This window comes from Reyranella sp. (genome assembly GCF_004297405.1).
Taxonomy (GTDB): domain Bacteria; phylum Pseudomonadota; class Alphaproteobacteria; order Reyranellales; family Reyranellaceae; genus Reyranella.
In genome coordinates this window covers 1-22,729 of record NZ_SCVC01000036.1, presented here as the reverse complement: position 1 = coordinate 22,729, position 22,729 = coordinate 1, and the positions used below count along the sequence as shown (strand labels likewise).

Here is a 22,729-nt window from a genome sequence, read left to right as displayed (position 1 = left end):
GCAGCCAGCCGCGTCCGTTACGCCAGGGCGGGCCGGACGACCGGCTCGTCGCGAATGGGGAAGTGCAGTAGGGCGGCGACGCCGCCTGCTGCAGCCGTCGCGAGCCAGATCGGGTCGAACGAGCCGGTCTGTTCGAACAGCCATCCGCCGCTCCACGCTCCCAGGAATGCACCGATCTGGTGGTTGAGGAAGCATAGGCCGAACAGCATGCCGAGATTGCCGGTGCCGAAGATGCGCGCGATCAACCCGCTGGTGAGCGGCACCGTGCCGAGCCCGAGCAGGCCCAGAACGCCGGCAAAGGCCAGGGCGACGAACTCCGTCTTGGGCAGGAACACCAGCGCGACGATAGCCAGTCCGCGCGCGATATAGATCCAGGCCAGCACGAGCTGCGGGCGGTACCAGGTTCCCAGCAGGCCACACAGCCAGCTTCCAAGGGCATTGCAACCACCGAACACCGCGAGCGCCGCCGCGCCGAGCGCCACTGGCAGATGGCAGGTGACGAGGTAGCTCGGAAAATGCACGGCGAAGAAAGCGAGCTGGAAGCCGCAGGTGAAGAAGCCCAGGGTGAGCAGGATATAGCCGCGATGGCTGACAGCCTCCTTGAGGGCTTCGCCGAAGGAGACTTCGCGCTTGAGCGAGACGGGCGCCCGCAAGGCCTGACGATCGGTGCCGAGAAAGACGAAGGCCAACGGCGCGGAGATCACCATCGCCAAAGCGAGGCTGAGCACAGCCGCACCAACGCCGCTCGCTTCGATCATGAACTGCGTCAGGGGCACGACGATGGCGCCGCCGATGGAACCGATGGCGCTCGCCGTTCCCATCATCGCCGTGCGGCGCTCCGGTGGCGCAGCGCGTCCGACCGCCGCCAGCACCGTGCCGTAGCTCGTGCAACTGAGACCGATACCGACCAGCACGCCCGTGCCAACCATAGCCGGCCAAAGTCCCGGCATGGTCGCGGTCATCGCGAGGCCCAGCGCATAGGCGATGGCGCCCGCGATGACGACGGGTGCGGCGCCGTATCGGTCGGCGATTGCGCCCGCAACCGGTTGCGCCAATCCCCAGACGAGATTGTGGAGTGCAATCGCCAGCGCGAACATCGAGAGCGACAGGCCCCATTCCACCGAGGCAGGGTCCAGGATGAGGCCGTAGCTCTGGCGAATGCCCATCGCGACCGACATGATCACCGCACCCGCGACGATCGTCAGGTACACACCGCGCGATACTCGTGAAGTCATTGTGCGCTCCGACAAAGGGGAGCCCAGAAGTGTCTCCTCCCATTATCGCGAACAAACGAAAACCCGTTACGCTGCGTGAGCGTTAGTCACTCGTGCGCTGCGGGTCGAGTGGCCGGAATTCGGACAGCAGCCAGCGACGGAACGCCACGACCTCCGGCCGCTTCATCGTGTCGGGCAGGCCCACCAGCCAATAGCCTGTCTTCGCGACGACAACGGGATCGCAGAACGTCACGAGCTTGCCGGCGTCGAGCTCAGGCCGCGCAAAGGGCAGCCGTCCAATCGCGATCCCCAGACCGCGACAGGCTGCATCGATGGCCATGTCGATGGTATCGACCATCAGGCTGCGTTTCGCGTCGACAATGCCAAGGCCGCTGTCGCGCAGCCAGGCGGCCCAGTCGTCTGATGTGCTGGTCAGATGGATGAGAGGGGCGGCTCGTAACCGGGCGCCGAGATCGGCAATCTTGCCGAGCGATTTCAGGAAATCGGGCGAGCAGACCGGGACCAGTTCCTCAGAAAGGAGGCGGGTTGCTTCCAGGTTCGGCCAGTTGCCGGTGCCCATGCGAATGGCGAGATCGACCCCATCATTGGGGAAATCGACCTGCCGATGATTGGTGTCGATGGCGATGCTGATGTCCGTGTGCAGCCGGCGGAAGCCCGCCAATCGCGGCAGCAGCAGGCGGCTTCCGAAAGCGGGCGCAACGCTGAGCGCAAGGCTGCGCCGTGCCGGCCGGCCCGGTACGCGTTCGCTGGCGGCGGCCAGGATCCCCAACGCCTGTCGGATCGACGGCAGATACGCTTCGCCGGCTTCCGTCAATGTCAGCCGCTTGGTGCCCCGGACGAAGAGGGGAACACCCAGCCATTCCTCCAGCGATTGAACGCCCTTGCTGATGGCGCTCGGCGTTACAGCGAGTTCTACCGACGCCAGCTTGAAGCTCTGGAGACGGCCGGCGGCTTCGAACAGGCGCAATGTGCTGAGAGGCGGGAGTCGGAGGGCCATCAGGCGACAGTAGCAAGCGCCCGACAGTCCGACGCCGGGGTGATCCGATGAAATCTGCTCATCCGCGGATGAGCGGCGCTACGGTGGTTCAGCGCCGTTCAATACGGACGGTCACCGCACTCGAACGGCCGGCTTCGTCGACCACGGCGAGGCGGACGAGGCCCGCACCATCAGGCACCCATCGCGTGCCGTCGAGGGGGCGCCCATCGACCAGCCAGCGCAACTTGCCCTGGCCGCCGAGCGCATTCAGCGAGACGGCCTCGCGCGCCGCCACCTCGATGCGGGCGTCGGCCGGCGGATAGGCGATGCGCGGGCCACCATTCGCATCGGTCGTCGGCCCAAGGGTGCGCATGCGCGGCGGCAGCTCGCGATAGGAGGCGACGCGGATCGTGTCGATCGGCGCTGGGCGGGCGCGGTTGTCCTCGCCGGGCAGGCGGCCGAAGGCTTTGAATAGGATGGGTAACGCCGAGAGTCGGCCGAGCTGGCCGGGCCGCGGTGTGCCGTCGGCATGGCCGACCCAGACCACGACCGTCCAGTTGGCGCTGTAGCCGGCCGCCCAGGCATCGCGATAGCCGGCCGATGTTCCCGTCTTGAAAGCGATGCGGCGATCACGCAGCGCGACGGGAAGGGAGGCGAAGCCTTCCGGCAGCGGCGCGTCGGCCAGCACGTCGCCAACATACCAGGTGGCGGCAGAGCCCAGCAGCTTCACCGTTGCAGGCTTGGGCTGGTCACGCCTGATCTGCGGGAGCGCGAAGCGGCCTTCGTTGGCGAGCCCCATGTAGAGACCAGCCATTTCAAGCGGGGAGACCGTGGCGCTGCCGAGTGCGATGCCCAGCGAATTACCGGAATCGCCCGGCGGCAAGCCCGGTTGCACGCCGGCCTGCCGCAAGGTCGAGAGGAACCGCAGCGGCCCGACTTTCTCCAGAGCCAGCACCGCCGGTACGTTCAACGATTGCTGCACGGCACGACGCACGCTGACAGCGCCCTGATGGTCGCGATCGAAGTTGCGTGGCAGCCAGTCGCGGAAGCGCACGGGTACATCCTCGACCAGCGTGTCGGGATGCAGGGCGCGGTCGTCGAAGGCCATGGCATAGATCAGCGGCTTCAACGCCGACCCCGGCGAACGGCGCGCACGCACGAGATCGACCTGCCCGGCGCGGCCGAAGAAATCGTCGCCGCCTAGCCAGGCCACGACCGTGCCGCTGCGATTGTCGATCGCCAGCATCGCGACCTGGGCCTTGTCGGTGAACTGGCCGCGCTCGTCGCGCAGGAGCTGCGCCAAGGTGGATTGCAGCTCGTAGCGCACGGTCGTCGGCACGACCATGCCCGGCGATTGCCCCGCAAGCCAGGCCGAGAGATGTGGCGCCTGCATCGGCAGGTTGAGCCGCCGGTCGGGCGAGGGCCGGCTGATTGCCATCTCGAACTGCGGCCGGTCGATCACGCCATGCTCCAGCCCGCGCTCCAGCACGCGGTCGCGGGCGCTTTGCGCCAATGCCGGCGCACGGTCGGGGCGGCGGCGCTCGGGCGATTGCGGGATGGCGACGAGGAGGGCTGCTTCCGCGGCGCTGAGCTGGCGCGGCTCCTTTCCGAAATAGGCGAGCGACGCGGCACGCACGCCCTCCAGATTGCCGCCCATCGGGGCCAGCGTCAGGTAGATCGCCAGCACGTCGCGCTTCGAGTAGCGCCATTCGAGCTGCAGGGCGCGCGCCGACTGGATGAGCTTGGTGGTGAAGCTGCGCGATCCCGGCCGAAGGCTCGGCTCAAGCAGGCGCGCGGCCTGCATGGAAAGTGTAGAGGCACCGGAGACGATGCGACCGCGCTCGGCAAGCTGCTGGGCGGCGCGGACAGCGGCCAACGGATCGACGCCCCAGTGAAGATCGAAGCGGCGATCCTCATAGGCCTTGAGCAGGGAGAGATAGAGTGGATCGACATCGTCGACCGAGGCTTTGAGCCGCCACTTGCCGTCTTCGGTCGTGAAGGCGCGCAGCAGGCGGCCCTTGTCGTCGACCACTTCGGTCGACCGGTCGAGATAGCGCTGGAGATCGGGCGGGAAGAGCCGGTCGAGCGTCAGCCCCGTCGCCGCCAAGGTCGTAGCGGCAACGGCGAGGCTCGCAAGGAGGCTCTTCAGCTTCACGGCGTCGGCCTAGCGCGCGGCCGGCGCGATCGTGACGCTGCCCATGGCGGTCCGGCCAAAGACGCGCGGGGCGTACATGTCCGAAATGTTGGCCGCGGGCAGGGCGAAGGTGCCGGGCGTCACCGCCCGTACGATGTAGGCGACATGGTAGGAGTTGCCGTGCTTCGGCGAATTGTCCCACCAGGTCCGGTAGGGGCGCGTGCCGAGGCTGATCGAGGCGAAGAAGCGGTCGTCGCGGGCCTCGGCGATGCGGGTTTCGCTCAACTCGGACAGGAAGGGGAAGGACTTCACCGTCTCGTCGTTGAGTACCGCCTCGATCTCGAAGCCGGCCGGCAGCAGATCGAGCAGCGCGGTTTCGTGATAGCCACCTTCGAGGTTGCGGCCGCTGATCGAGACGATCAGCCGGTCGTTCTGGCGCACGCTATTCAGCCTGGCGGGCTCGCCTCCCAGGGTGAGATAGCGCCGCTCGACGCTCAGCCCCTGCGTCGCCGCCGGCTGCGGATCGAGCGGCACGCCGCGCGCCGTCACCTGCATCCAGATCGGCCGTTCGCCGTCGTTCTTCAGGCGAAGGCCGCGCGCGATCGTGGCGGCATCGGGGTTGATGACCACCGGCTCTGCCGTGGCCTTCTTGGCCTCGCCATCGACCGAGTAGGCGAGCTCGCCACCGGCGCTCATCGCGCGGGCGGCCAGCACGAGCCATGCCTGTTCCTGCGTGGTCGTGTAGTCGATGCGCGAGGCCATGCGCTCACCGACCAGGCTCGTCACTTCGGTCAGTGCCTCGCGGCCGCCGGCTTCGACAGCGAGCGTCAGCAGGGCGGCTCGGTTGCGCAGCGGCGAACCGTAATAGTCGGAGGGATCGCGCTCATCGATGTGCTGACGGGCCATCGTGAAGGCGAGGCGGGCACGGCCCGGTTCGCCGACCTGGTTCAACGCCGCCGCGAGCATCGCCCACCCGAGGCCACCCTTCATCTCGGCGGCCTTCGTGTCCTGGAAGTAGCGGAGCCTGCCGGGATCGGCGAGGCCCGACTTGGCCAGCACGTACCAGGCATAGGCCTGGGCGTTGGGCGAGAACTTGTCGGCGTTGCGGTTCAGCCAGGTGAGGCCGCGTTGCAGCGACGCGGCAGGAACCGCCATCTGCTGCTGGTTGGCACGCACCAGGAAATCGAGCACGTAGGCCTGCAGCCACTCCGCTGCCGGCGTGGCCTGCGGTCCCCACATGCCGAACGAGCCGTCGATGATCTGCATGTCGACGATGCGGTAGATCGCATCCTGCACGCGGTCGGAGATGCGCGGATCGGCAGGCCCGTAACCCAGCAGCGCCACATTGTTGTAGTAGAGCAGCGGCAGGGCGCGGCTGGTGGTCTGCTCGACGCAGCCGAAGGGATACTTGTCGAGCGAGCGCAGCAGCGCCGCCACGTCGATGCCCGGGATGCGGGTGAGCGACGTGCTGACCTGTGCCGTTCCCGGCGCGAAGGTCGCCGTGACGTTCCGGTCGAGCGTCAATTCGCGGCCCGGCTGGAGTTGCGAGACCGTGTCGACGGCGCTGGGCGTCTGCGCCGCCCGCACCTGGATTTCCCATTCGCGGCGCACCGAGAAGTTGCCCGGTCCCTGGACCGCGACCGTCACCTTGCCGATGCCGGTATCGCCGGCACGCAGGTTCCAGGTCATGAGTTCGCGCTGGTTGGCGGCGAGCCGTTTGGTTTCACCGACGGGGCGCTCCAGCGAGACGGCGCCGGTGGCTTCCAGGGTCAGGCGGTAGTCGCCGGCCTGACCATCGACATTGTGCAGCGACAAGGCCACGCGACCCACGTCTTTCGGGGCGAGGAAGCGCGGCAGCACGACGTCGGCGGTGACCGCATCGCGCACGAACAGCCGCTGCTCGGACGAGCCGACGCGCGTCTTCTCGTAAGCGACCGCCATCAGGCGGAGCTGGCCGACAAAGTCGGGGATTTCGAGGGCGATCTTGGCTTCGCCCTTGTCGTCTAGCTTCACCGGACCGCTGAACAGCGCCACCGTGCGCGTCGGCACGATGTCGAGGCCGCCGATATCACCGGAATCGCCACCGACCCGGATCTGGCCGAGATCGTCGGCGCGCGTGTCGAGCAGGCGGCCATAGTCGTCGCGCATGGCGAGGCCGAGCTGACGCTTGCCGAAATAGTAGTCGGCCGGTTTGGGCGTCTTGAAGCGCGTGAGCTGAAGGATGCCCTCGTCGACCGCAGCCAGGGTGACGAACGCTTCCTGACCGCCCGCGAGGTTGGCGACCTTGATGGGCACCTCGACACGCTGCCGGGGCGTTACCTTCTCTGGCGTGCCGATCTGGATCGCGAGGGTACGCAGGCCGGGATCGAGCGCCAACCAAGCCGTGCCGATCGCGCGGGTCGGCGTGCGCTCTGCGGCCGTCGAGAGTGGGCGCCACGCCGTCACCAACGCATAGGCGCCGGCGCCCCATTCGGCTTTCACCGGAATCTCGACCGTGACGCCACCGGCCGGCACCTGCACTGACTGGGTCGAGACGATGCGGTCCGTGGCGATGGCGATCATCGCCTCGCCGGCGAACGGTGCATCGATGCGCAGGCGCGCGTTCTCGCCGGGCTTGTAGTTCTGCTTGTCGCTGGCGACGCGCAGCGTGTCGGGCGTCTCCTCGGCATTGGTGCCGCCGTACCAGCCGACATAGAAGACGAGGCTGGTCTCCGTGTTCTTTTCGCTGTCGATCACCGTGAGGCGGTGCTCGCCCCAGCTCAGTCGCTGGGTCAGCCGCGTTGGTGCGTCGGTCTTGAGGGTGATCTTGTCGGCCGTCACCAGCCGCGTGTTGGGCGTCGACTGCCAGCGCCAGCGGCCATCCACCTGATACCACTGGTAGCCATAGCGGATGCTCTCGATGCGGTATTCGACGCTCGAGCGCGCAATCTGCTTGCCGGCGTCGTCGACCGCGACGATGTCGAACTCGGTATCGACGCCTTCGCGTGAGTAGCGCCCTTCGAAAGTGGGGCTGATGCCGATGTAGGTGTCCCGCGAGCGGACCGGCACGGTCTTGTCGGCCTTGGTGGCACGGCCGCCGCCGGGCTCGAAGACGCGGACCTGCACCTGGGCCCGCAGCGGCAGGACGGTGTCCTTGATCTGGTCGCCGCCCCATTCGAGGCGCGACTTGCCGGCTTGGTCGGTTTCCGGTCCTTTCAGTTCGATAAAGGGCGGCTCGAACTTCGAGCGCTCCTCGTCCGGGCCGAACGTATACTTGGCGAAGGCCGGGAAGGGCTGCGCATCCACCGTCACGCGCATGTCGGCTTCGACCGCGAGGTCGGCCGCCGGTGCGCCGTAGAGGAAATCAGCCTGGACGTCGAAGGCATTGAGCTGGCCGGTGCGCAGGATCTCGGCCTGCGATGTCACCTCGACCTTGAGCTTCTCAGGGACAAAATCCTCGACCGAGAATTCGACGCGGCCGACGGGTGCTGCCTTGGGATCGATGTGCGCCGCCGCCGACCAGCGACCGCGACGTGAGGATTTCGGCAGGTCGATCGCCTGATGCAGCGCCCCCGAGCCCTGCAGGGCATGGGTGAAGCGTGTGAACTCGCTACCGTCCGGCCGCTTCACGATCAGGGTGACGGGCATGTTGGCCAGCGCATTGCCGCTGTCGTCGCGGACCATCGTCATGAGCTGCACGGTCTCGCCGGGTCGGTAGACGCCGCGCTCGGTATAGAGAAAGGCATCGACCGGGCCGGGCTGGGCACGGCCATCGACGCCGCGATCGGACAGATCGAAAGCGGACTTAGTGAGTTCGAGGCGCGAGAAGTCCTTGCGGGCGGCATCCTGCGCCATGACCGCGACCGGCTCGGCGGCGCCACGGCCTTTCAGCAGGCCGGCCGGGAAGGAGGCGCGGCCATCTTCTGCCGTGATCGCCTTGCCGAGCGGTTCGTTGCCGCGCGACAGCACCACGACCTCGATGCCGGCCAGCGGCTGGGCGGTCTGCAAGGAGCGGGCGAAGATGTTCAGCCCGTCGTCGCCGGTAAAGCTCGTGAGGCCGATATCTGTGTCGATCACCCACATGCCGGCGGCGACGCCGTCATTGTTCTCGTCGTCGTAGCTGCGGGCCGGCGGCTTGGCGGCGTTCCAGACCACGACGAAATAGGCGCCGGGCTTCCAGTCCTTGACGGTCTCGCGGATCGGGAAGGCGGTAACGACGGCCTGGTTGGCCACGTTGCGCACTTCCATCGTGCCGCTCCACTGCTCGGCACCGTTGCTGCCGTTCAGCCAATTCATCAGCGACCACGGCTCGGTGATCGGTTCGGATCCGGGAAAGCCGACGTCGTAATAGCGATCGGCGGAAAAGCGGTCGATGCCGCGCTCGTTCACGCGATAGACCGAGATGGCAACCTTGGAGACGTTGATGCTGGTGACCGGCAGGCCCGCGGCGCTGCCACGCGGCAGGATGAAGCCCTTGCCCGGCAAGGTGACGACGGCGGGACGGGCACCGAGCGCCACGCTCACGACCTGCTCGTCCTTCAGCTTCTCGCCATCGCGGCCGGGCAGGCCGGCGAGCAGCTTCACTTCGTAGTCCTGGCCGTAGGAAAGCCCCGCGATGCACAGGCGATCGTCGACGACACGCACCGCGGTGCGGGCCTCGGGCGAGAGGCGGACATAGTCGCCGTACTTCACGTCGCCGGTGGCCAGCGGCTTGTTGAAAGCCAGGCATGCTTCTGCTTCGGCGCGGCTGCTGTCGACGCTGTAGCGGCGATAGGCGAAGCCATCGCCGGCGAGCGCCGGAGGCTGTGCGATCGGCGTCGGCGCTGCGTTGGCCGGCGTCGGTGCAGCGGGGGTAGGAGCTGGTGCGGGGGTGGCTGGCGCGGGCGTGCCGGGCGTCGTCGTCGCTGCGGTGCGCGGGGGTGTGGGACGGTCGACCGAATCACCCGGCCTTCCGATCAGGTATCCCGCGATGCCAGAGCCCAGCATCAGGGCCACGACCAGGGCAGCCAGCGTCGAACGATTCATCAAGAACCCCCGCTAAAAAGCGATCGGACCATAGACCGTGGATTGTGCAAACTCTGTGGAGTCTAAGGGCCGGCGCGTAATTCTCGCAGGCTGTGGCGAGAAGGTCACGCTGTGGATAGGCGGTGCTTGAGCAGGTGGCATCGCCGTACTAAGCGCGAGCCATGGCGTTGCATCTCATCAAGCTCGCGGTCGGCGTCGACGATCTTCCGCACATGAAGAAACTCCAGGCCGCCCGCCGCAAGCAGCGCCGCCAGTCGCCGCGCTCGCCGCACTGGGTCTATACCCGCAACACGCCGCGCCGCTCCGAGGAACTGCTCGACGGCGGCTCGCTCTACTGGGTGGTGCGTGGTGTCATCCGTTGCCGCCAGGAGCTGGTCGGATTCGAAGAGGATATCGATAAGGAGGACGGCAAGAAGTACTGCAAGATCAAGGTTAAACGCACCTTGATCCAGACAGCGCCGCGCGCCTGCAAGGCTTTCCAGGGATGGCGCTACCTCGAACTCGAGCGCGCGCCGCCGGACCTCTCGCGTGGCGACACGGCGGACATGCCGAGTGAAATGGCAGCGGAACTGAAACGACTCGGGCTGCTGTAAACGGGAAGCGCCCGATAAGGCTTAGCGGTTCGTCAGCTTCAGCTCGATGCGGCGGTTGCGGGCGGTGTCGATGGAGGAAAGCGGCTGGTATTCGCCGTAGCCCGCCGCCACCAGCCGGTCGTTAGGAATGCCCTGGCTGTGGAGGAACTTCACCACGGCGATGGCGCGTGCGGCCGACAGTTCCCAGTTCGATGGATAGAGGGCGCTCTTGATGGGCTTGTCGTCGGTATGGCCATCGACCTGCAGCACCCAGTTGATGTCCTTGGGAATACGCGAGGCAATGTCGACGAGCCGCTGGGCAACGCTCGCGAGCTGCTTTTCACCGCCGGGCTGAAGCTGCGCCGAGCCTGACGGAAAGAGCACTTCGGACTGGAACACGAAGCGGTCGCCGACGATCTGGACGTCGCGTTGACCGCTCAGCGCTTCACGCAGCTTGCCGAAGAATTCGGAACGATAGCGCGCCAGCTCCTCGACCTTGCTGGCAAGTGCCCGGTTGAGCCGCTGGCCGAGATCGACGATCTGCGCCTGCTGCTCCTTGGCCTTGACGTCGGCAGCGTCCAGCGCGGCGTTGAGGCGGCCGAACTCCTCCTTGAGGGCAGCCAGCTCGGCGGTCAGGCGTACGACGGCGGCCTTCTGTTCTGCTGTGAGCTTCTGCTCTTCGGTGAGGTCGCCGAACAGCTTGCCTTTTTCCGTGTTGGCCGCGGCCAGCGAGGCCGCGAGCCGGGTGAGCTCCAGTCGCTGGCGCTCGACCTCCTTCTGCAGGTCGGCGCTCTTGATCTCGGCTGCCTTGGCGTTTTCCTGCAGCGCGGTGGTGAGCCGTTCGCGTTCGGCCAGCATCGACGTCAGGCGCTCGGTGAGCTGATCGCGTTCGACCTTCAGCGCATCAGTGGCGCTGCGCTGGCCGGCAAGGTCGGCGCTCAACCGGTCGCGCTCGGCCTGGCTCTGGCGAAGCTGCAAGGTGAGCTGTTCGAGGTCCTTTTGCAGGCTCTCGCCAGCCTTCTTCTCGAGCGACAGCATACTTGCCAAGTCGCCGACCTGCTTGTTGAGGCGGTCGATCGCGTTCTCGCTGTTGTTGAGTGCGTCAGAGAGCGTGAACTGCGCGACGCTGAACAGAGACAGCAGGAAGATCAGGACCATCAGCAGCGTGGTCAGCGCGTCGACATAACCTGGCCAGGTGTAGTCGGCGCTGCCGCCGCGGCGGCGTGAGGAGATGGCCGCCATCGGGCGCTATCCGCCGGCCGTTGGCGGGCCGGCGCGGCCGGCCATCGTTCGGGCCAGCAGACGCAGTTCGCCGCGCAACTCGTCGGTCAGTGCCACGCGACTGCGCACACTTTCCTCGACCAGCCGGGCGAGGCTCGCCTCGATATTGCGCTGGTGGTTCGCCAGGGCTTCGGTATCGGCGCCGGGCCCACGCTCCGAGAGGCGCGTGACAGTGCCGCGCAGCTCGATCGAATGTTCGGCGAGGCGTGCCAGCAGGGTCTGCTGCGTGCGCATGCTTTCGGCCAGCGACGACAGCCGTTCGACCAGGGTGACGTTCGCTGCGGCCGCGGCCTCGCGAGTCTCCTCGCTACGGCGAAGCGTGCGGGTGAGCTCGTCCAACCCGTCGGCAGTGCGCTCCAGCAGGGCTTCGACATAGGCCGAGACGCCTTGTTCGCCTTCGGTCTGAAGGGCGCCACTGGACAGCCGCGTGGCGCCGGCCAGCCATTCCTCGAGTTCGGTGTGGAAGCGGCCCTGCGCCTGGCTCGCCTGCAGTTCGAGGAAGCCCAGAACCAGCGAACCCGAGAGGCCGAACAACGAGGCGCCGAACGCCGTCGCCATGCCCTTGAGCGGTCCTTGGATGCTCTCTTTCAACTTGGCGAACATCTGCACGGCGTCGCCGCCGGTGACCTGCATACCGCCGATGGCATCGGCGACGGCGCCGATCGTCTCGAGCAGGCCCCAGAAGGTGCCGAGCAGGCCGAGGAAGATCAGCAGGCCGATCATGTAGCGGCTGAGTTCACGCCGCTCGTCGAGGCGGCTGGCGATACCGTCGAGCAGGGCACGCGTCGCAGTCGGCGACAGGCGAAAACTGTCCTGGCGTTCACCCAGCATGGCGGCCATAGGCGACAGCAGGTCGATGGAATAGGTGTCGAGCGGCGGGGCGCCCGGCTCGCGCGCCTGGAACCGCCGCAGCCAGCGCACTTCCGGCCACAAGGACAGGACCTGGCGCATGACGAAGAAGATGCCGATCACCAGGACGCCGACGATCACGCTGTTCAGGATCGGCGTGTTCAGGAACACCCGCAGCAGGTCGTGGTGCAGCAGGTAGGCTATGATCGCGACGGCTGCCAGGAACAGCAGCATCCGGACCAGATAGGGCAGGGGATTGCTCACGCGGTCATGCCCCGCAGAGCGAGGACGAGGTTGCGCGCCGCGAATGAAGACAGAGGCACAACCGATTGCCTTTCAAAGAGAATTGCCGTCCGACCATAACCAAAGGTCGATCTCCGCTCAACCGGTGACGGCTGTGCCTGCTAGAATGGTCTTGCCTAGAAATGGACGGATTTGGATGGACCTGAAGGGGGTACGGGCTTTCTGCAGCGTGGCTCATGGGGGCAGTTTCAGCCGGGCTGCGGCGGCCGACGGCGTGGCGCAATCCGTACTCAGCCGTCAGGTCTCCGCCCTGGAGCAGGAACTGGGCGGCCGCCTGTTCCATCGTACCGGGCGTGGCGTAAAGCCGACGGAATTCGGCGAAGCCCTGTTGCCGCGGGCCCGCGCGCTGCTGGCCGAGGCCGATCAGCTCGCTGCCGAAGCACGTGGCGAGAGCTCCAGCCCGGCCGGCAGCGTCGATCTCGGCATCGTGCCGGGGTGGGCGCAGCCGCTGGTGAGTGCGCTGACCGCGCGCATATTGGCCACCCATCCCCGTATCCGGCTGCGCGTGCATGAAGCTTACAGCGGCCAGATCGAAGCCTGGATCGCCAACGGCCGTGTCGAGATCGCCGTGTTCAATCGCTACCGCCGCGGCGTGGTGCGTGGTGCCGAGCTGGTGTCGCGCTGCGACATGATGCTGGTGGGGCCGCGCGGTCATTCGGCGTTGAAGCGCCGTGAGATTCCCTTTCGCGCCCTCGATGGCGTGGCGCTTTGTGGTCCGGTGCATCCCAGTAGCCTCACTGCGGTGATGGGGGAGGTGGCGGCCCGCCACGACGTCACCCTCAACTTCGTTCTGGAAGGCAGCTCTTCGTCGATCCTGCGTGAGGCCGTGCTGCGCTGTGGCCTCTGTACGATCTTTCCACGACCCTATGTCGAACGTGAGATGTCGGGACCCGGCTTTGCCTCGGCGCGCATCGTGAAGCCCAGCATTGAACAATCGACCTGGCTCGGCGTTGGCACGCATCGGCCTGTCACCGTTGCGGCCCGCACCGTCGTGCGCGTCGCGCGAGAAATCCTGCGTGGCCGTTAGGCGTTGGACAGGATCTCGACCATGGAGTCGCGCAGGTTGAAGTTGCTGGCGAGCAGTGAGCGGCCACCGAGTTCGTAGGGCTGGCCAGCGATATCGCACACCACGCCACCGGCTTCCTTCACCATCAGGAGGCCCGCCGCGACATCCCAGGGCGCCAGACCGAACTCGAAGAAGGCGTCGTAGCGACCGGCCGCGACGAAGGCCAGATCGAGGGCGGCGGCGCCCCAACGGCGAACACCGGCAGTACGTTCGGTCACGGCCGCCAGTTTGGCGAAGTAGGCAGGATGATCGCCCTTGCCAATATGGGGAATGCCAGTGCCGATCAGCCCGCGCGCGGGGTCCTTGCGACCCGAAACCCGCAGCCGGCGCGAGCGCGCGCTGGGCGTGTCGATGAAGGCGCCATTGCCCTTCTCGGCCCAGAACAGCTCGTCGGAAATCGGCTGGTAGATGACGCCGGCGATGATCTCCTTTTCACGCTCCAGCGCGATCGAGATCGCGAAGTGCGGCACGCCGTGCAGGAAGTTGGTCGTGCCGTCGAGCGGATCGACGATCCAGCGATTGCGGCCGTCTCCCTTGGTCTCGCCACCCTCTTCGCCGAGAAAGCCGTAGTCCGGCCGCGTGCGCGAGAGCTCGGCACGCAAGATACGCTCGGCCTTGATGTCGGCGTGGCTCACGAAGTCGCCCGGACCCTTCTCGGAGATCTGCAAGTGCTCGACCTCGCCGAAGTCGCGCTTCAGGTTCTTTGCCGCCGCGAAGGCGGCACGGATCATCACCGTGATGGTGGCGGAGCGCGGTGCCAGCGACTTGCGTTCGGGCGGCCCCGAGCGTTCGCGGCCTTCGCCCAGGGGCGCACGGCCGACACGGGCGACGGGTCTATCGCGGGGGGGACGATCGGTTGGGAGGGCCACTCACTCAGTCCTTGGCGCGTTCCATGTAGGTGCCGTCCTCGGTGTTGATCACCAGGCGCGTGCCGACACCGATATGCGGCGGCACCATCACGCGGACGCCGCCTTCGACGATGGCCGGCTTGTAGGACGAAGAGGCAGTCTGGCCCTTCACAACGGCATCGGCCTCGACGACGGCGAGGACAACGGTCTTGGGCAGCTCGGCGCCGACCGGCGCGCCTTCGTAGAGCGACACGGTGACTTCCATGCCGTCCTGCAGGAACTTGGCCTGGTCCTCGTCGAGCACGTCGGCGCCGACGGTGAGCTGCTCGAAGTTCTCCTTGTCCATGAACGTGTAGCCGTTCTCGTCCTTGAAGAGATAGGTGCACTCGCGCTCGTCGATATGGACGCGTTCGATGGTCTCGCCCGAGCGGAACCGCTCCTGCAGCTTGTTGCCCTCGCGCAGCGCCTTGGCCTCGATGGCCACGAACGCGCCGCCCTTGCCGGGGCTGATATGCTGCACCTTGGCCGCGACCCAGAGCTTGCCATTGTATTCAATGACGTTGCCGGCGCGGATCGAATTGACTTGGACTTTCATGGATTTACCGCTGGGTCGGAAAAATGGAATTCGGCCCCGTCCGCGGGAGCGGGACGAGGCCGGCGCGGCCTTCTATCAAAGGCAGCCGGGGGTCGCAACCGGGGGCTTCAAAAGCCCAATTCGACCCGCTTTTTCCGGGGTAATGCCCCGGCGATCACGGCATGGGCCCGCTTGAGGTAGGCCTTGGTCTCCATTGGCGACAGGACCTTGGGATCGTCCAGGGCGACCCATTTGGCGCGGGCCAGGTAGGGCGCCGGCCGGAAGCCCTCGGACCGGGAGAGCGCGTCGTAGTGCTCGGGCGCACATTTGAAGGAGAGGCGCGCCACCGAATGCTCGGGCGGGGCGATCAGGCAGAACATCTTGCCGCCGACCTTGAAGACGGTCACGCCTTCCCACTGCACGGTGCGTGTCGCGCCCGGCAACTTCGAACAGAAGGCGTCGATCTGCTTGGGTGTCATGGCGACACCCTACACGCCGACTTCGCCGCATGCGATGTTGGGGCATGACCGAGTGGCGCCCCGACAAACTTGCCCGCCGCCTGCCAAACCTGCAGGCGCGCAGCCGTCTGCAGGCCGCTCTTCGGCAGTGGTTCGCCGGCGAGGGCTTCGTCGAGGTCGAGACGCCGATCCTGCAGGTGGCGCCCGGTGCGGAAGTCCACCTCACCGGCTTCATGACCGACTGGGAACTGCCTGATGGCGAGGAACGAGAACGCTGGCTGCACAGCTCGCCGGAGTTCGCCATGAAGAAGCTGCTGGCGGGCGGTGTGCCCAAGCTCTTCCAGTTCGCGCGCGTGTTCCGCAATGCCGAGGGGTCGGCGCTGCATCATCCCGAGTTCACGATGCTCGAATGGTATCGTGCCGGGGCAGGCTACGAAACCATCATGGCCGATTGCGCTGCGCTCCTGCGGCAGACCGGCGTCAAGGAACTGCGCTGGGGCGAGCATGTCTGCGATCCCCTGGCCGAGCCGGAACGGCTGACCGTGGTGGAAGCGTTCCAGCGCTACGCCGGCGTCGATCTTTTCGCCACGATCGGCAATGCCGATGCGCTTTCGGCGGCGTCGGGCATCGCCATGCATGCCGGCGACAGTTGGGACGATGTCTTCTTCCGCGTGATGTTCGAGAAGATCGAGTCCCGCCTTGGCATGGGCCGTCCGACGATCCTCTGCGAGTATCCGATCTCCATGGCGGCACTGGCGCGCGCCAAGCCCGGCGATCCACGGGTGGCCGAGCGCTTCGAGCTCTATGTCTGCGGCGTCGAACTCGCCAACGCCTTCGGCGAACTCACCGATCCTGAAATCCAGGCGGACCGACTGGAAGCCGACATGGACATGAAGGAAGAGCTCTACGGCGTGCGTTGGCCGGTCGACGACGATTTCCTCGCCGCCCTCGACCACGGGCTTCCGGATTGCGCCGGTATCGCGCTCGGTTTCGACCGCCTCGTCATGCTGGCAACCGGTGCAAAGCATATCGAGGATGTCTTGTGGCTGCCGGTGCGCTGAACGCCATACCCGAAGCTCATCGCGAGACCGTACAGGCAGCGCTCGCTGCCTGCTTCGGCGCGATGCCCATCTATGCCATCACACCCATAACCGCCGGTGCGTCGGCCGGCGCGATCCTGCGGATCGAGGCGGGCGGACGGCGCTATCTGCTGCGTGTCGAAGGGCCACGCAGCCCGCTGCGCTATCCGCACCAATACATCTCCCTGCGCATGGCCGCGGAGCAGGGGCTCGCGCCCAAGGTTCACTATGTCGACGAGACCGCGGGAGTCGTGGTGACGGATTTCATCGAGACGCAACCGCTGCACACCTATCCAGGCGGCATGCCCGCGCTCGTGACGGCGATGGGTGAACTGCTGCGTCGCCTGCATGAAACGCCGGTCGTTCCATCGTTCGTGCCGTATCCGGAGATCGTCGCGCGCCTGTTCGCTCACGTGCGGCGGACAGGTCTCTTCGCGCCCGGCGTGCTCGATCCGCACCTGGATCATCTGGAACGGCTTCGCGCCGCCTATGCCTGGGATCCGGCGCATGCGGTCTCCTGTCACAACGATTGCCTGCCGGCGAACATCCTGTTCGACGGAAAACGCCTGTGGCTGATCGACTGGGAGTCGGCTTATCCCAACGATCCGCTGGTCGATGTCGCGATCCAGCTCGACAATCTTGCGCGCTCGCCTGAACTCGCCGGCGTGCTGTTGCGGGTGTGGCTTGGCCGCACACCGGACGACACAATCCTGCGGAGGCTCGCGCAGGCGCGTGCCTTGAACCGGCTCTACTATGCAGGAGTCCTGTTGAGCGCCTCGGCGACCCGGCCGCGCGCCACGCCCGATGACAGTCTTGCTGTTTCCACGGACGAGCCGATGACCGGACACATGCGCGGCAAGCTCTATCTCCGCGGCTTTCTCACCGGCGAGACCGTGCCGGCGATAGCCTAGGTCGAGCTGCTCGCGAAGATTTCGTTGAAGGCGCGGACGGCGGCTTCGGGGCCGTCCTTGTGGCTCCACACGCCACCCGCGACGGCGAGGAAGTCGGCGCCGGCCGCGATCACGGGCCTGCAGTTCTCGACGGTGATGCCGCCGATCGCCACGCAGGGTACTTCCATCAGACTGCTCCACCATTCGAGGATCTCGAGTTCGGCGGGCGTCGTCACGGACTTGGTGCCGGACGGGAAGAAGGCGCCGAAGGCGACATAGTCAGCGCCGGTTTCGGCGGCTTCCATGGCGAGGTGTCGCGACGCCTTGCAGGTGACGCCGACCTGCCGGTCCGGACCGACGATGCGCCTTGCCTCGGCGTAGGGCATGTCCTCCTGGCCGACATGCACACCGTCGCAATCGAGCTTCACCGCGAGGTCGGGTCGGTCGTTCATGATGAAGGCGACGTCGCGCTGCTGGCAGATCGGTCGCAGCGTATCGGCGGCGCGGATGATCGCCTCGTCGTCGACGTCCTTCAGCCTGAGCTGGAACGCCGCAACATCACCGCCCGCCAGTGCCGCGCGCAGCTCGTCGGCGAACAGCGCCGGATGGTCGATACGCTCCGGCGAGATGAGGTAGAGCCGGCAGCTTGGGGCCGCCGGTACGCGGTCGGTCATATCGGGACGTACCTTCTGTTGGTCAGCCCGATCTCTAGAGCATATTCCGCCCGGCTGGAAACAGGCGGACGGATTATGCCTTTGAGTCGCAGCGCCCAGATCAATGCGGTTCCGTTTGATCGGAACGCGCACTAGCACCAATTACCAGACGATGCGCACGCCCGCCGTGAGGGCATGGGCGCTGTCCTGTCCCGAGATGTCGCCCTCATAGCGCAGAAAGGCGGTCGTTCCCTGGGCGATGGCGGTATTAGCGGCAAAGCCCAGCACGACGCCATCGCGTTGCGGCGAGGCGCCGTAGGTCGTGAATGGCATAGCCGCAGCACCAGCGAAAGTGGCGGTCACCGGCCGCGCCACGTCGCCGAACTCGTGACTCCAGCCCAGCCGGAACTGCATGGCGAGACGTTCGCGCCAGCCCATGTCCATCGAGGCGCCTAGCTGGGCGCCCAGCACCGTGCGCAGCGAGTTGGTCGTCTGCGAGGCGACGCTAAGGTTGAGTGCGCTTGCATTGGTCTCGGTGAAGGCGTTCTGGGTCGCCGTAAAGGCCTGCAGGCGTGCGAAGGGGGTGACGAAGGCGCTGCTCTCGCCGCCGAAGTCGAAGCGATAGCCGCCCTCGATCTGGCCGTAGAACTGGTTGGCGCCGGTGATGCCCTGTGCCGTGCGCGTTGCGAGGCCCGGGACGGCGATGTTGCGCCACATCTGGTTGGAACTGTAGGCGTAGCCCACGATGGCGTCGGCGTAGAGCTTGCCTTCGTTGTAATTGGCGTAGAGGCCGGTCTGGATCGTGTCGGAAACGCTGCGTCCGTCGAAGCCTGCGACCCATTGCGTGCCGCTGGTGTAGCCCACCGTGACGCCGGCACGCAGGCCGGGTGCCACCAGACGGTCGAGACCGGCGGCGAAGCCTCCGACATTGTAGGTGACGGCGCCCGTGTTCGCGCCGTTGCCGACAGTGCCTAGGCCGCCGAGCGCGCCACCCCAGGCGCCCCACACCGCAGGCGTCGTCGTATCGCACGCGACGGTGCAGGCCTCGGCCAGCGCCACGCGGTTGCTGCCGCGAAGACTGCCGCCACCGCCCGCCTGGGCGGAGAAGTTGCTCATGAAGAGCTGTGCGTTTTGCACCATGGCGCTGGAGAAGCCGGCATAGTTCTGGCCGCTGATGGACGTCAGGACGGCCTGGCCCTGGGCGGCGGTGAGCGTGGAGAGCGCGCCGAGCACCGTGGCGAAGTCGCCGGTTGCGTTGCCGGCGTTGGCGTCGAGCACGGCGCCGACTGCGGCTTGCGTCGGCGTCTGCGCGGCCTGGGCGAAACCGCCGACCTGCAGGGTCAGATAAACGTTGTTGGCATCGTAGCTCAGGCTGGGCTGCAGGAAGGGATAGTTGCTGACGGCATTCGCGTAGGTGCCGATGATGCCGCCGCCGGCGCTCAGGATGGTGTAAGTCGTGCGCGGGGCGTAGGCGCCCGGCGCAGCGGCAACACCCACCGTGCCGCCTTGCAGCGTCGCCGTCCCGGTGACGTTGATCTGGTCGCTGATCGTCGAGCCGCTCACTTCGGCGAGATAGGTGAAGGCGCCCGGCGTTTGCGTGTAGTTGCCGACGATGGTGATCGTTCCAATCGAGTTGCCGGGCGACAGCACGCCGCTGTGCACGACATTGCCGATGAGAGTGCCGTTGCCGCCCAGCACGCCTTGGGGGCCGATGGTGATGGTCGTGGCCGACAGGCTGGTGTTGATCGTCGCCTGACCCTGCTGGACGGTGAAGTTGCCCGTGCCGAGTGTGACGGGCGCGTTGAAGGCGACCGCGCCGCTGCCGACGGTGAGATTGTTGGTGGTGCCCGTGACCGACGCGCCGAACGTGCCCGAGCCTTGCTGCAGCAACGTGGTGTCGCCGGCCAGAAGAACCGGCAGGGTGGTGGAGAAGCCGCTGGCCAGGTTGACGGTGCTCTGCAGCGACAGGACGGGCGTCGTGCCGCCATAGGCGCTGCTGACTTTGCCGTTCCAGCGATAGCCGACATAGCCGCCGGCCGCGTCGTAGAGATAATCGAAGCCTTCGAAGAACTCGCGGCCGGTGTTCACATAGACGGCCGATCCGCCGACAACGTCGACGACGTTGGGCTGCAGCGCATTGCCGGTCGTGCCGGTGGTGAAGGTGTAGAACGCCGGCTGCACCGTGCTCTGTCCCGGAAGGTAGATCGATATCTGAGCGTTGCTGCTGGGGACGACGCAGTTCTTGCCACCCGGCGGGGTGGGACATGCCGCGGTCTGCAGCGTGGCGCCCGCGGGTGGCGTCAGGAACATGTAGTTGATGCCGCTGTCCTGCAGGATGGAGCCGCTTCCCGTCGCACCACCGGCGGAGACCGTCATCGTGGCAGCGTTCCAGACTTCCGACGGCATCGTGGTGTTAGGCGTCAGCTTCACGAAGGCGAAGTTCTTCGTGAGCTGCGTGGACATGCCGAGCGTGACGCTGCTGTCGGTGATGAGATAGCCCGGACGGACGGTGCTCACGGGCTGGCCCGATGCCAGCGATGTGAGATTGAGAAAAGGATTCATGTTGGCGGTGGAGGGCACCGATTGGGCCGAACCGCGATCGAAGCCGATGCCCATGAAGGCGGTGCCGGTCGGATTCGGATTGGCGGTGCAGCCGCGGGCGTTGGGCTGGCAGGTGATGCTGGTGACCTGCAGGACCTTCACCTGCGCCGTCGCGACCGTGTTGCCCGAACCGTTCTGGATATTGACGTTGGTCAGCCAGTAGGTGCCGTTCTCGATGATGCCGCTGCTGTTGTAGATGAGCTGGCCGGGGCCGAGATTCTGATCGTTGGGACCGGGCGTGTAATTGTCCGGCGTCGCCGTGATCCCGGTAGAACCGGTGTCCATGGTGAACTTGGTCGGCGAGCCGTTTCCGACCTGAAGGTAAATCTGTCCGGGGTTGCTGGCCGTCATCGCCCCGCTGGCGAAGGGGATCGTGATGGCGGTGTAATTGTCGTAGGTGTTCCACGATTGCGCCTGGGCGGACCCGCAGAGAAGCCATCCCGCGACGAGACCGCAGGCTGCGGCCGAAAGCTTTACGTTCACTGAGTTTTCTTTCCCCCGAAATCGCCGCGAAAGTACAGGATCGGCAATATCAGCACAATAGATGCAAATAGAATTGGCGCGGGATAAGGTAATCTTTCCAAACAGACTACGAGAACTCAGACATGATCCGGCTCTTCGCCTGCGTTGCGGTACTGTTGTCGATGTCAGTTGCCGCCCAGGCCCAATCCGGCGGGCGTGAGGGGACCTGGGTAAACGATCACGGATCACAGCTCGTCATTCGCTCGATCGGCCCGGACGGCAGCATCTCGGGCACCTATGCGAACAATTCTCCAAGCTACGAGTGCCGCGGCATCACCTTCCCGATCGTGGGCTGGCTCGATGGCGACATGATTTCTTACACGGCGAAGTGGAAGAGCGGAGCGTCGGACTGCAAGTCGATCACGTCGTGGACGGGATACTTCCGGGACGGCCGGCTCGCCGTCGAATGGGTGCTTGTCTATCACGACGCAGCCGAAGGGCGACCCAAGGTTCGGGCGGGTCAGGACTCGTACAGGCGCAGTTAGGGTGCAGGCGAGAGAACGTGTTTCTTAAGTCGAGATACTAAGGAACGGGAGAAGCAACAAGATGGGGGCGTTCTCGCTGTGGCACTGGGCCATCGTTCTGATTGTTCTCGGCGTTCCGGTTTGGATTCTCGTTCGTCATCTACGCGAGCGGCGTACGTCACCTTCGAATACCGAGCCGTCCGGGATTGGCGGCTGGCTCGCATTCATGGCCTTCGGACTGTGCTTGGGGCTTTTCCGGAATGTCGTGGGAGCGGTGGGATCGTTTTCCACTTACATGTCGGGCTTTCGGAATCCCGACGGTCATCTGCAGCTTATCGTCGTTGGGCTTTTGACGGTCGCGTACCTGATCGTAAGTCTGCTGGTCATCGTTGCGTTGTTTCAGAAAAGACGGGCAACGCGGCACCTCTTTCTGGTTTTCTGGATTCTCACCGCGCTGGTGCCTTTGAGCTTGCTGCTCATGCTGACCGTCCCGGGTGTCAGACTGGAGAAGATCTACTCTGCCGAAGATATCGGCTGGAACGTCGCGAGGGTCGCCCTTGTCGGTCTTTGGTACTGGTATCTGTGCGTGTCTGTCCGAGTGAGGAACACGCTGACGAACTAGCCTCATGTGCGCTCACGACAAAACAAAAGGGGTTAGCCTTTTCAAGCTAACCCCTTGTTCATTTAGGCGGAGCGAAGAGAACCGCCTCTGCAACTCGCCTTACATCTTGCCCTGATAGATGCCGATGATCTTGTCGAGCATGTCGAGCGCCTGGTCGCGCGGGCGCTGGAAGGTGTTGCGGCCGATGATCGAGCCGTTGGCGCCGCCGTCGCGCAGGCCGCGGATTTCGGTGAACAGGCCTTCGAGGTCCTTCGCTTCGCCGCCTGAGAAGACGACGATGCGGCGGTTGTTGAAGGTCGCCTGCATGACGTGCTTGATGCGCGCCGCCATCGTCGACTTGTCGACATTGGCCTTCTCGTAGGCCGCCTTCGCCTCGGGCTGCCACAACACGTCCGTCGGCGGCTTCACCTTGATGATGTGGGCGCCGAGCAGGGCGGCGATGTGGGCCGCATAGGCGCAGACGTCGAGCGCCGTCTCACCCGCCTTGTCGAGCTTGCCGCCGCGCGGATAGGACCACATGACGACGGCGAGGCCGACCGACTTGGCCTCCTCCGACATCTCGCGGATCTCTTCCATCATCTCGTACTGGTCTTCCGAG

At 66.0% G+C, this 22,729-nt stretch carries 17 protein-coding genes and 1 pseudogene; 6 read left to right on the top strand and 12 right to left on the bottom strand.

Translation table 11 applies throughout. The features are described 5' to 3' along the window. Window positions 1-17: 17 nt before the first annotated feature. The 4 genes from EPO50_RS23200 to EPO50_RS23185 all read right to left on the bottom strand — a co-directional run bounded on the left by EPO50_RS23200 (window position 18) and on the right by EPO50_RS23185 (window position 9,349). On the bottom strand, window positions 18-1,235 hold the full coding sequence (locus EPO50_RS23200) for an MFS transporter (RefSeq protein WP_296347941.1): 1,218 nt from the start codon (window positions 1,233-1,235) through the stop codon (window positions 18-20). A gap of 82 nt (window positions 1,236-1,317) precedes the next feature. Further along, window positions 1,318-2,232, bottom strand: a complete 915-nt coding sequence (locus EPO50_RS23195; RefSeq protein WP_296347940.1) for a LysR substrate-binding domain-containing protein — start codon at window positions 2,230-2,232, stop codon at window positions 1,318-1,320. Window positions 2,233-2,320: 88 nt separating this feature from the next. Further along, window positions 2,321-4,366 carry a penicillin-binding protein 1C gene (gene pbpC / locus EPO50_RS23190; RefSeq protein WP_296347938.1) on the bottom strand — a complete coding sequence of 682 codons (2,046 nt, stop codon included), beginning with the start codon at window positions 4,364-4,366 and terminating at the stop codon, window positions 2,321-2,323. Between the two features lie 9 nt (window positions 4,367-4,375). Continuing rightward, entirely contained in the window at window positions 4,376-9,349 is a 4,974-nt protein-coding gene (locus tag EPO50_RS23185) for an alpha-2-macroglobulin (protein WP_296347936.1), read from the bottom strand. Window positions 9,350-9,510: 161 nt separating this feature from the next. Here EPO50_RS23185 and EPO50_RS23180 point away from each other — a divergent pair, with 161 nt between their 5' ends. Next, complete coding sequence (locus EPO50_RS23180; protein ID WP_296347934.1) at window positions 9,511-9,942, top strand: DUF1489 domain-containing protein; 432 nt, start codon at window positions 9,511-9,513, stop codon at window positions 9,940-9,942. 21 nt (window positions 9,943-9,963) lie between these two features. Here EPO50_RS23180 and EPO50_RS23175 read toward each other — a convergent pair whose 3' ends face one another. Together EPO50_RS23175 and EPO50_RS23170 are read right to left on the bottom strand one after the other, a co-directional pair. Next, on the bottom strand, window positions 9,964-11,163 hold the full coding sequence (locus tag EPO50_RS23175) for a peptidoglycan -binding protein (protein WP_296347933.1): 1,200 nt from the start codon (window positions 11,161-11,163) through the stop codon (window positions 9,964-9,966). A gap of 6 nt (window positions 11,164-11,169) precedes the next feature. Further along, window positions 11,170-12,315, bottom strand: coding sequence for a flagellar motor protein MotA (locus EPO50_RS23170; RefSeq protein WP_296347931.1), 1,146 nt, complete (start codon window positions 12,313-12,315; stop codon window positions 11,170-11,172). Window positions 12,316-12,490: 175 nt separating this feature from the next. Between EPO50_RS23170 and EPO50_RS23165 the strand changes: the two genes are divergently transcribed. Beyond that, the gene (locus EPO50_RS23165; RefSeq protein WP_296347929.1) at window positions 12,491-13,381 is read left to right on the top strand and encodes a LysR family transcriptional regulator; all 891 of its coding nucleotides are present in this window, start codon (window positions 12,491-12,493) and stop codon (window positions 13,379-13,381) included. On the opposite strand, the gene EPO50_RS23160 is transcribed toward EPO50_RS23165, so the two are convergent. The 3 genes from EPO50_RS23160 to EPO50_RS23150 form a co-directional block, all read right to left on the bottom strand. Next, on the bottom strand, window positions 13,378-14,151 hold the full coding sequence (locus EPO50_RS23160) for an inositol monophosphatase family protein (protein ID WP_296348412.1): 774 nt from the start codon (window positions 14,149-14,151) through the stop codon (window positions 13,378-13,380). The two genes, EPO50_RS23165 and EPO50_RS23160, sit on opposite strands and share 4 nt — an antisense overlap. Window positions 14,152-14,293: 142 nt before the next feature. Next, window positions 14,294-14,863, bottom strand: a complete 570-nt coding sequence (gene efp / locus EPO50_RS23155) for an elongation factor P (protein WP_296347927.1) — start codon at window positions 14,861-14,863, stop codon at window positions 14,294-14,296. Window positions 14,864-14,970: 107 nt separating this feature from the next. Then, the gene (locus tag EPO50_RS23150) at window positions 14,971-15,321 is read right to left on the bottom strand and encodes an MmcQ/YjbR family DNA-binding protein (protein WP_296347925.1); all 351 of its coding nucleotides are present in this window, start codon (window positions 15,319-15,321) and stop codon (window positions 14,971-14,973) included. A 44-nt stretch (window positions 15,322-15,365) separates the two neighbouring features. On the opposite strand from EPO50_RS23150, the gene epmA reads away from it, so the two are divergent. Both epmA and EPO50_RS23140 read left to right on the top strand, forming a co-directional pair. Further along, entirely contained in the window at window positions 15,366-16,361 is a 996-nt protein-coding gene (gene epmA, locus EPO50_RS23145; RefSeq protein WP_296347922.1) for an EF-P lysine aminoacylase EpmA, read from the top strand. After that, window positions 16,343-17,290 carry a phosphotransferase gene (locus EPO50_RS23140; protein ID WP_296347921.1) on the top strand — a complete coding sequence of 316 codons (948 nt, stop codon included), beginning with the start codon at window positions 16,343-16,345 and terminating at the stop codon, window positions 17,288-17,290. The genes epmA and EPO50_RS23140 overlap by 19 nt, the downstream gene beginning before the upstream one ends. On the opposite strand, the gene thiE is transcribed toward EPO50_RS23140, so the two are convergent. After that, window positions 17,287-17,943 (bottom strand): thiamine phosphate synthase, encoded by a 657-nt coding sequence (gene thiE, locus EPO50_RS23135; RefSeq protein ID WP_296347920.1) that lies wholly within the window; start codon window positions 17,941-17,943, stop codon window positions 17,287-17,289. The two genes, EPO50_RS23140 and thiE, sit on opposite strands and share 4 nt — an antisense overlap. Window positions 17,944-18,084: 141 nt before the next feature. Next, entirely contained in the window at window positions 18,085-21,006 is a 2,922-nt protein-coding gene (locus tag EPO50_RS23130) for an autotransporter outer membrane beta-barrel domain-containing protein (protein ID WP_296347919.1), read from the bottom strand. Window positions 21,007-21,128: 122 nt separating this feature from the next. Here EPO50_RS23130 and EPO50_RS23125 point away from each other — a divergent pair, with 122 nt between their 5' ends. After that, entirely contained in the window at window positions 21,129-21,530 is a 402-nt protein-coding gene (locus EPO50_RS23125) for an avidin/streptavidin family protein (protein ID WP_296347918.1), read from the top strand. Window positions 21,531-21,591: 61 nt separating this feature from the next. Beyond that, complete coding sequence (locus EPO50_RS23120; protein ID WP_296347917.1) at window positions 21,592-22,131, top strand: DUF2569 family protein; 540 nt, start codon at window positions 21,592-21,594, stop codon at window positions 22,129-22,131. Between the two features lie 99 nt (window positions 22,132-22,230). Here EPO50_RS23120 and EPO50_RS23115 read toward each other — a convergent pair. Then, window positions 22,231-22,729: pseudogene (locus EPO50_RS23115) on the bottom strand (fructose-bisphosphate aldolase); the annotation flags it as partial.

Excerpts from the sequence above, each read along its gene's own strand:
- EPO50_RS23200 (WP_296347941.1), bottom strand. The coding sequence starts at position 1,235 with ATGACTTCACGAGTATCGCGCGGTGTGTACCTGACGATCGTCGCGGGT.
- EPO50_RS23195 (WP_296347940.1), bottom strand. The coding sequence starts at position 2,232 with ATGGCCCTCCGACTCCCGCCTCTCAGCACATTGCGCCTGTTCGAAGCC.
- EPO50_RS23185 (WP_296347936.1), bottom strand. The coding sequence starts at position 9,349 with ATGAATCGTTCGACGCTGGCTGCCCTGGTCGTGGCCCTGATGCTGGGC.
- EPO50_RS23180 (WP_296347934.1), top strand. The coding sequence starts at position 9,511 with ATGGCGTTGCATCTCATCAAGCTCGCGGTCGGCGTCGACGATCTTCCG.
- EPO50_RS23175 (WP_296347933.1), bottom strand. The coding sequence starts at position 11,163 with ATGGCGGCCATCTCCTCACGCCGCCGCGGCGGCAGCGCCGACTACACC.
- EPO50_RS23165 (WP_296347929.1), top strand. The coding sequence starts at position 12,491 with ATGGACCTGAAGGGGGTACGGGCTTTCTGCAGCGTGGCTCATGGGGGC.
- EPO50_RS23160 (WP_296348412.1), bottom strand. The coding sequence starts at position 14,151 with ATGATCCGTGCCGCCTTCGCGGCGGCAAAGAACCTGAAGCGCGACTTC.
- efp (WP_296347927.1), bottom strand. The coding sequence starts at position 14,863 with ATGAAAGTCCAAGTCAATTCGATCCGCGCCGGCAACGTCATTGAATAC.
- EPO50_RS23150 (WP_296347925.1), bottom strand. The coding sequence starts at position 15,321 with ATGACACCCAAGCAGATCGACGCCTTCTGTTCGAAGTTGCCGGGCGCG.
- epmA (WP_296347922.1), top strand. The coding sequence starts at position 15,366 with ATGACCGAGTGGCGCCCCGACAAACTTGCCCGCCGCCTGCCAAACCTG.
- thiE (WP_296347920.1), bottom strand. The coding sequence starts at position 17,943 with ATGACCGACCGCGTACCGGCGGCCCCAAGCTGCCGGCTCTACCTCATC.
- EPO50_RS23125 (WP_296347918.1), top strand. The coding sequence starts at position 21,129 with ATGATCCGGCTCTTCGCCTGCGTTGCGGTACTGTTGTCGATGTCAGTT.
- EPO50_RS23120 (WP_296347917.1), top strand. The coding sequence starts at position 21,592 with ATGGGGGCGTTCTCGCTGTGGCACTGGGCCATCGTTCTGATTGTTCTC.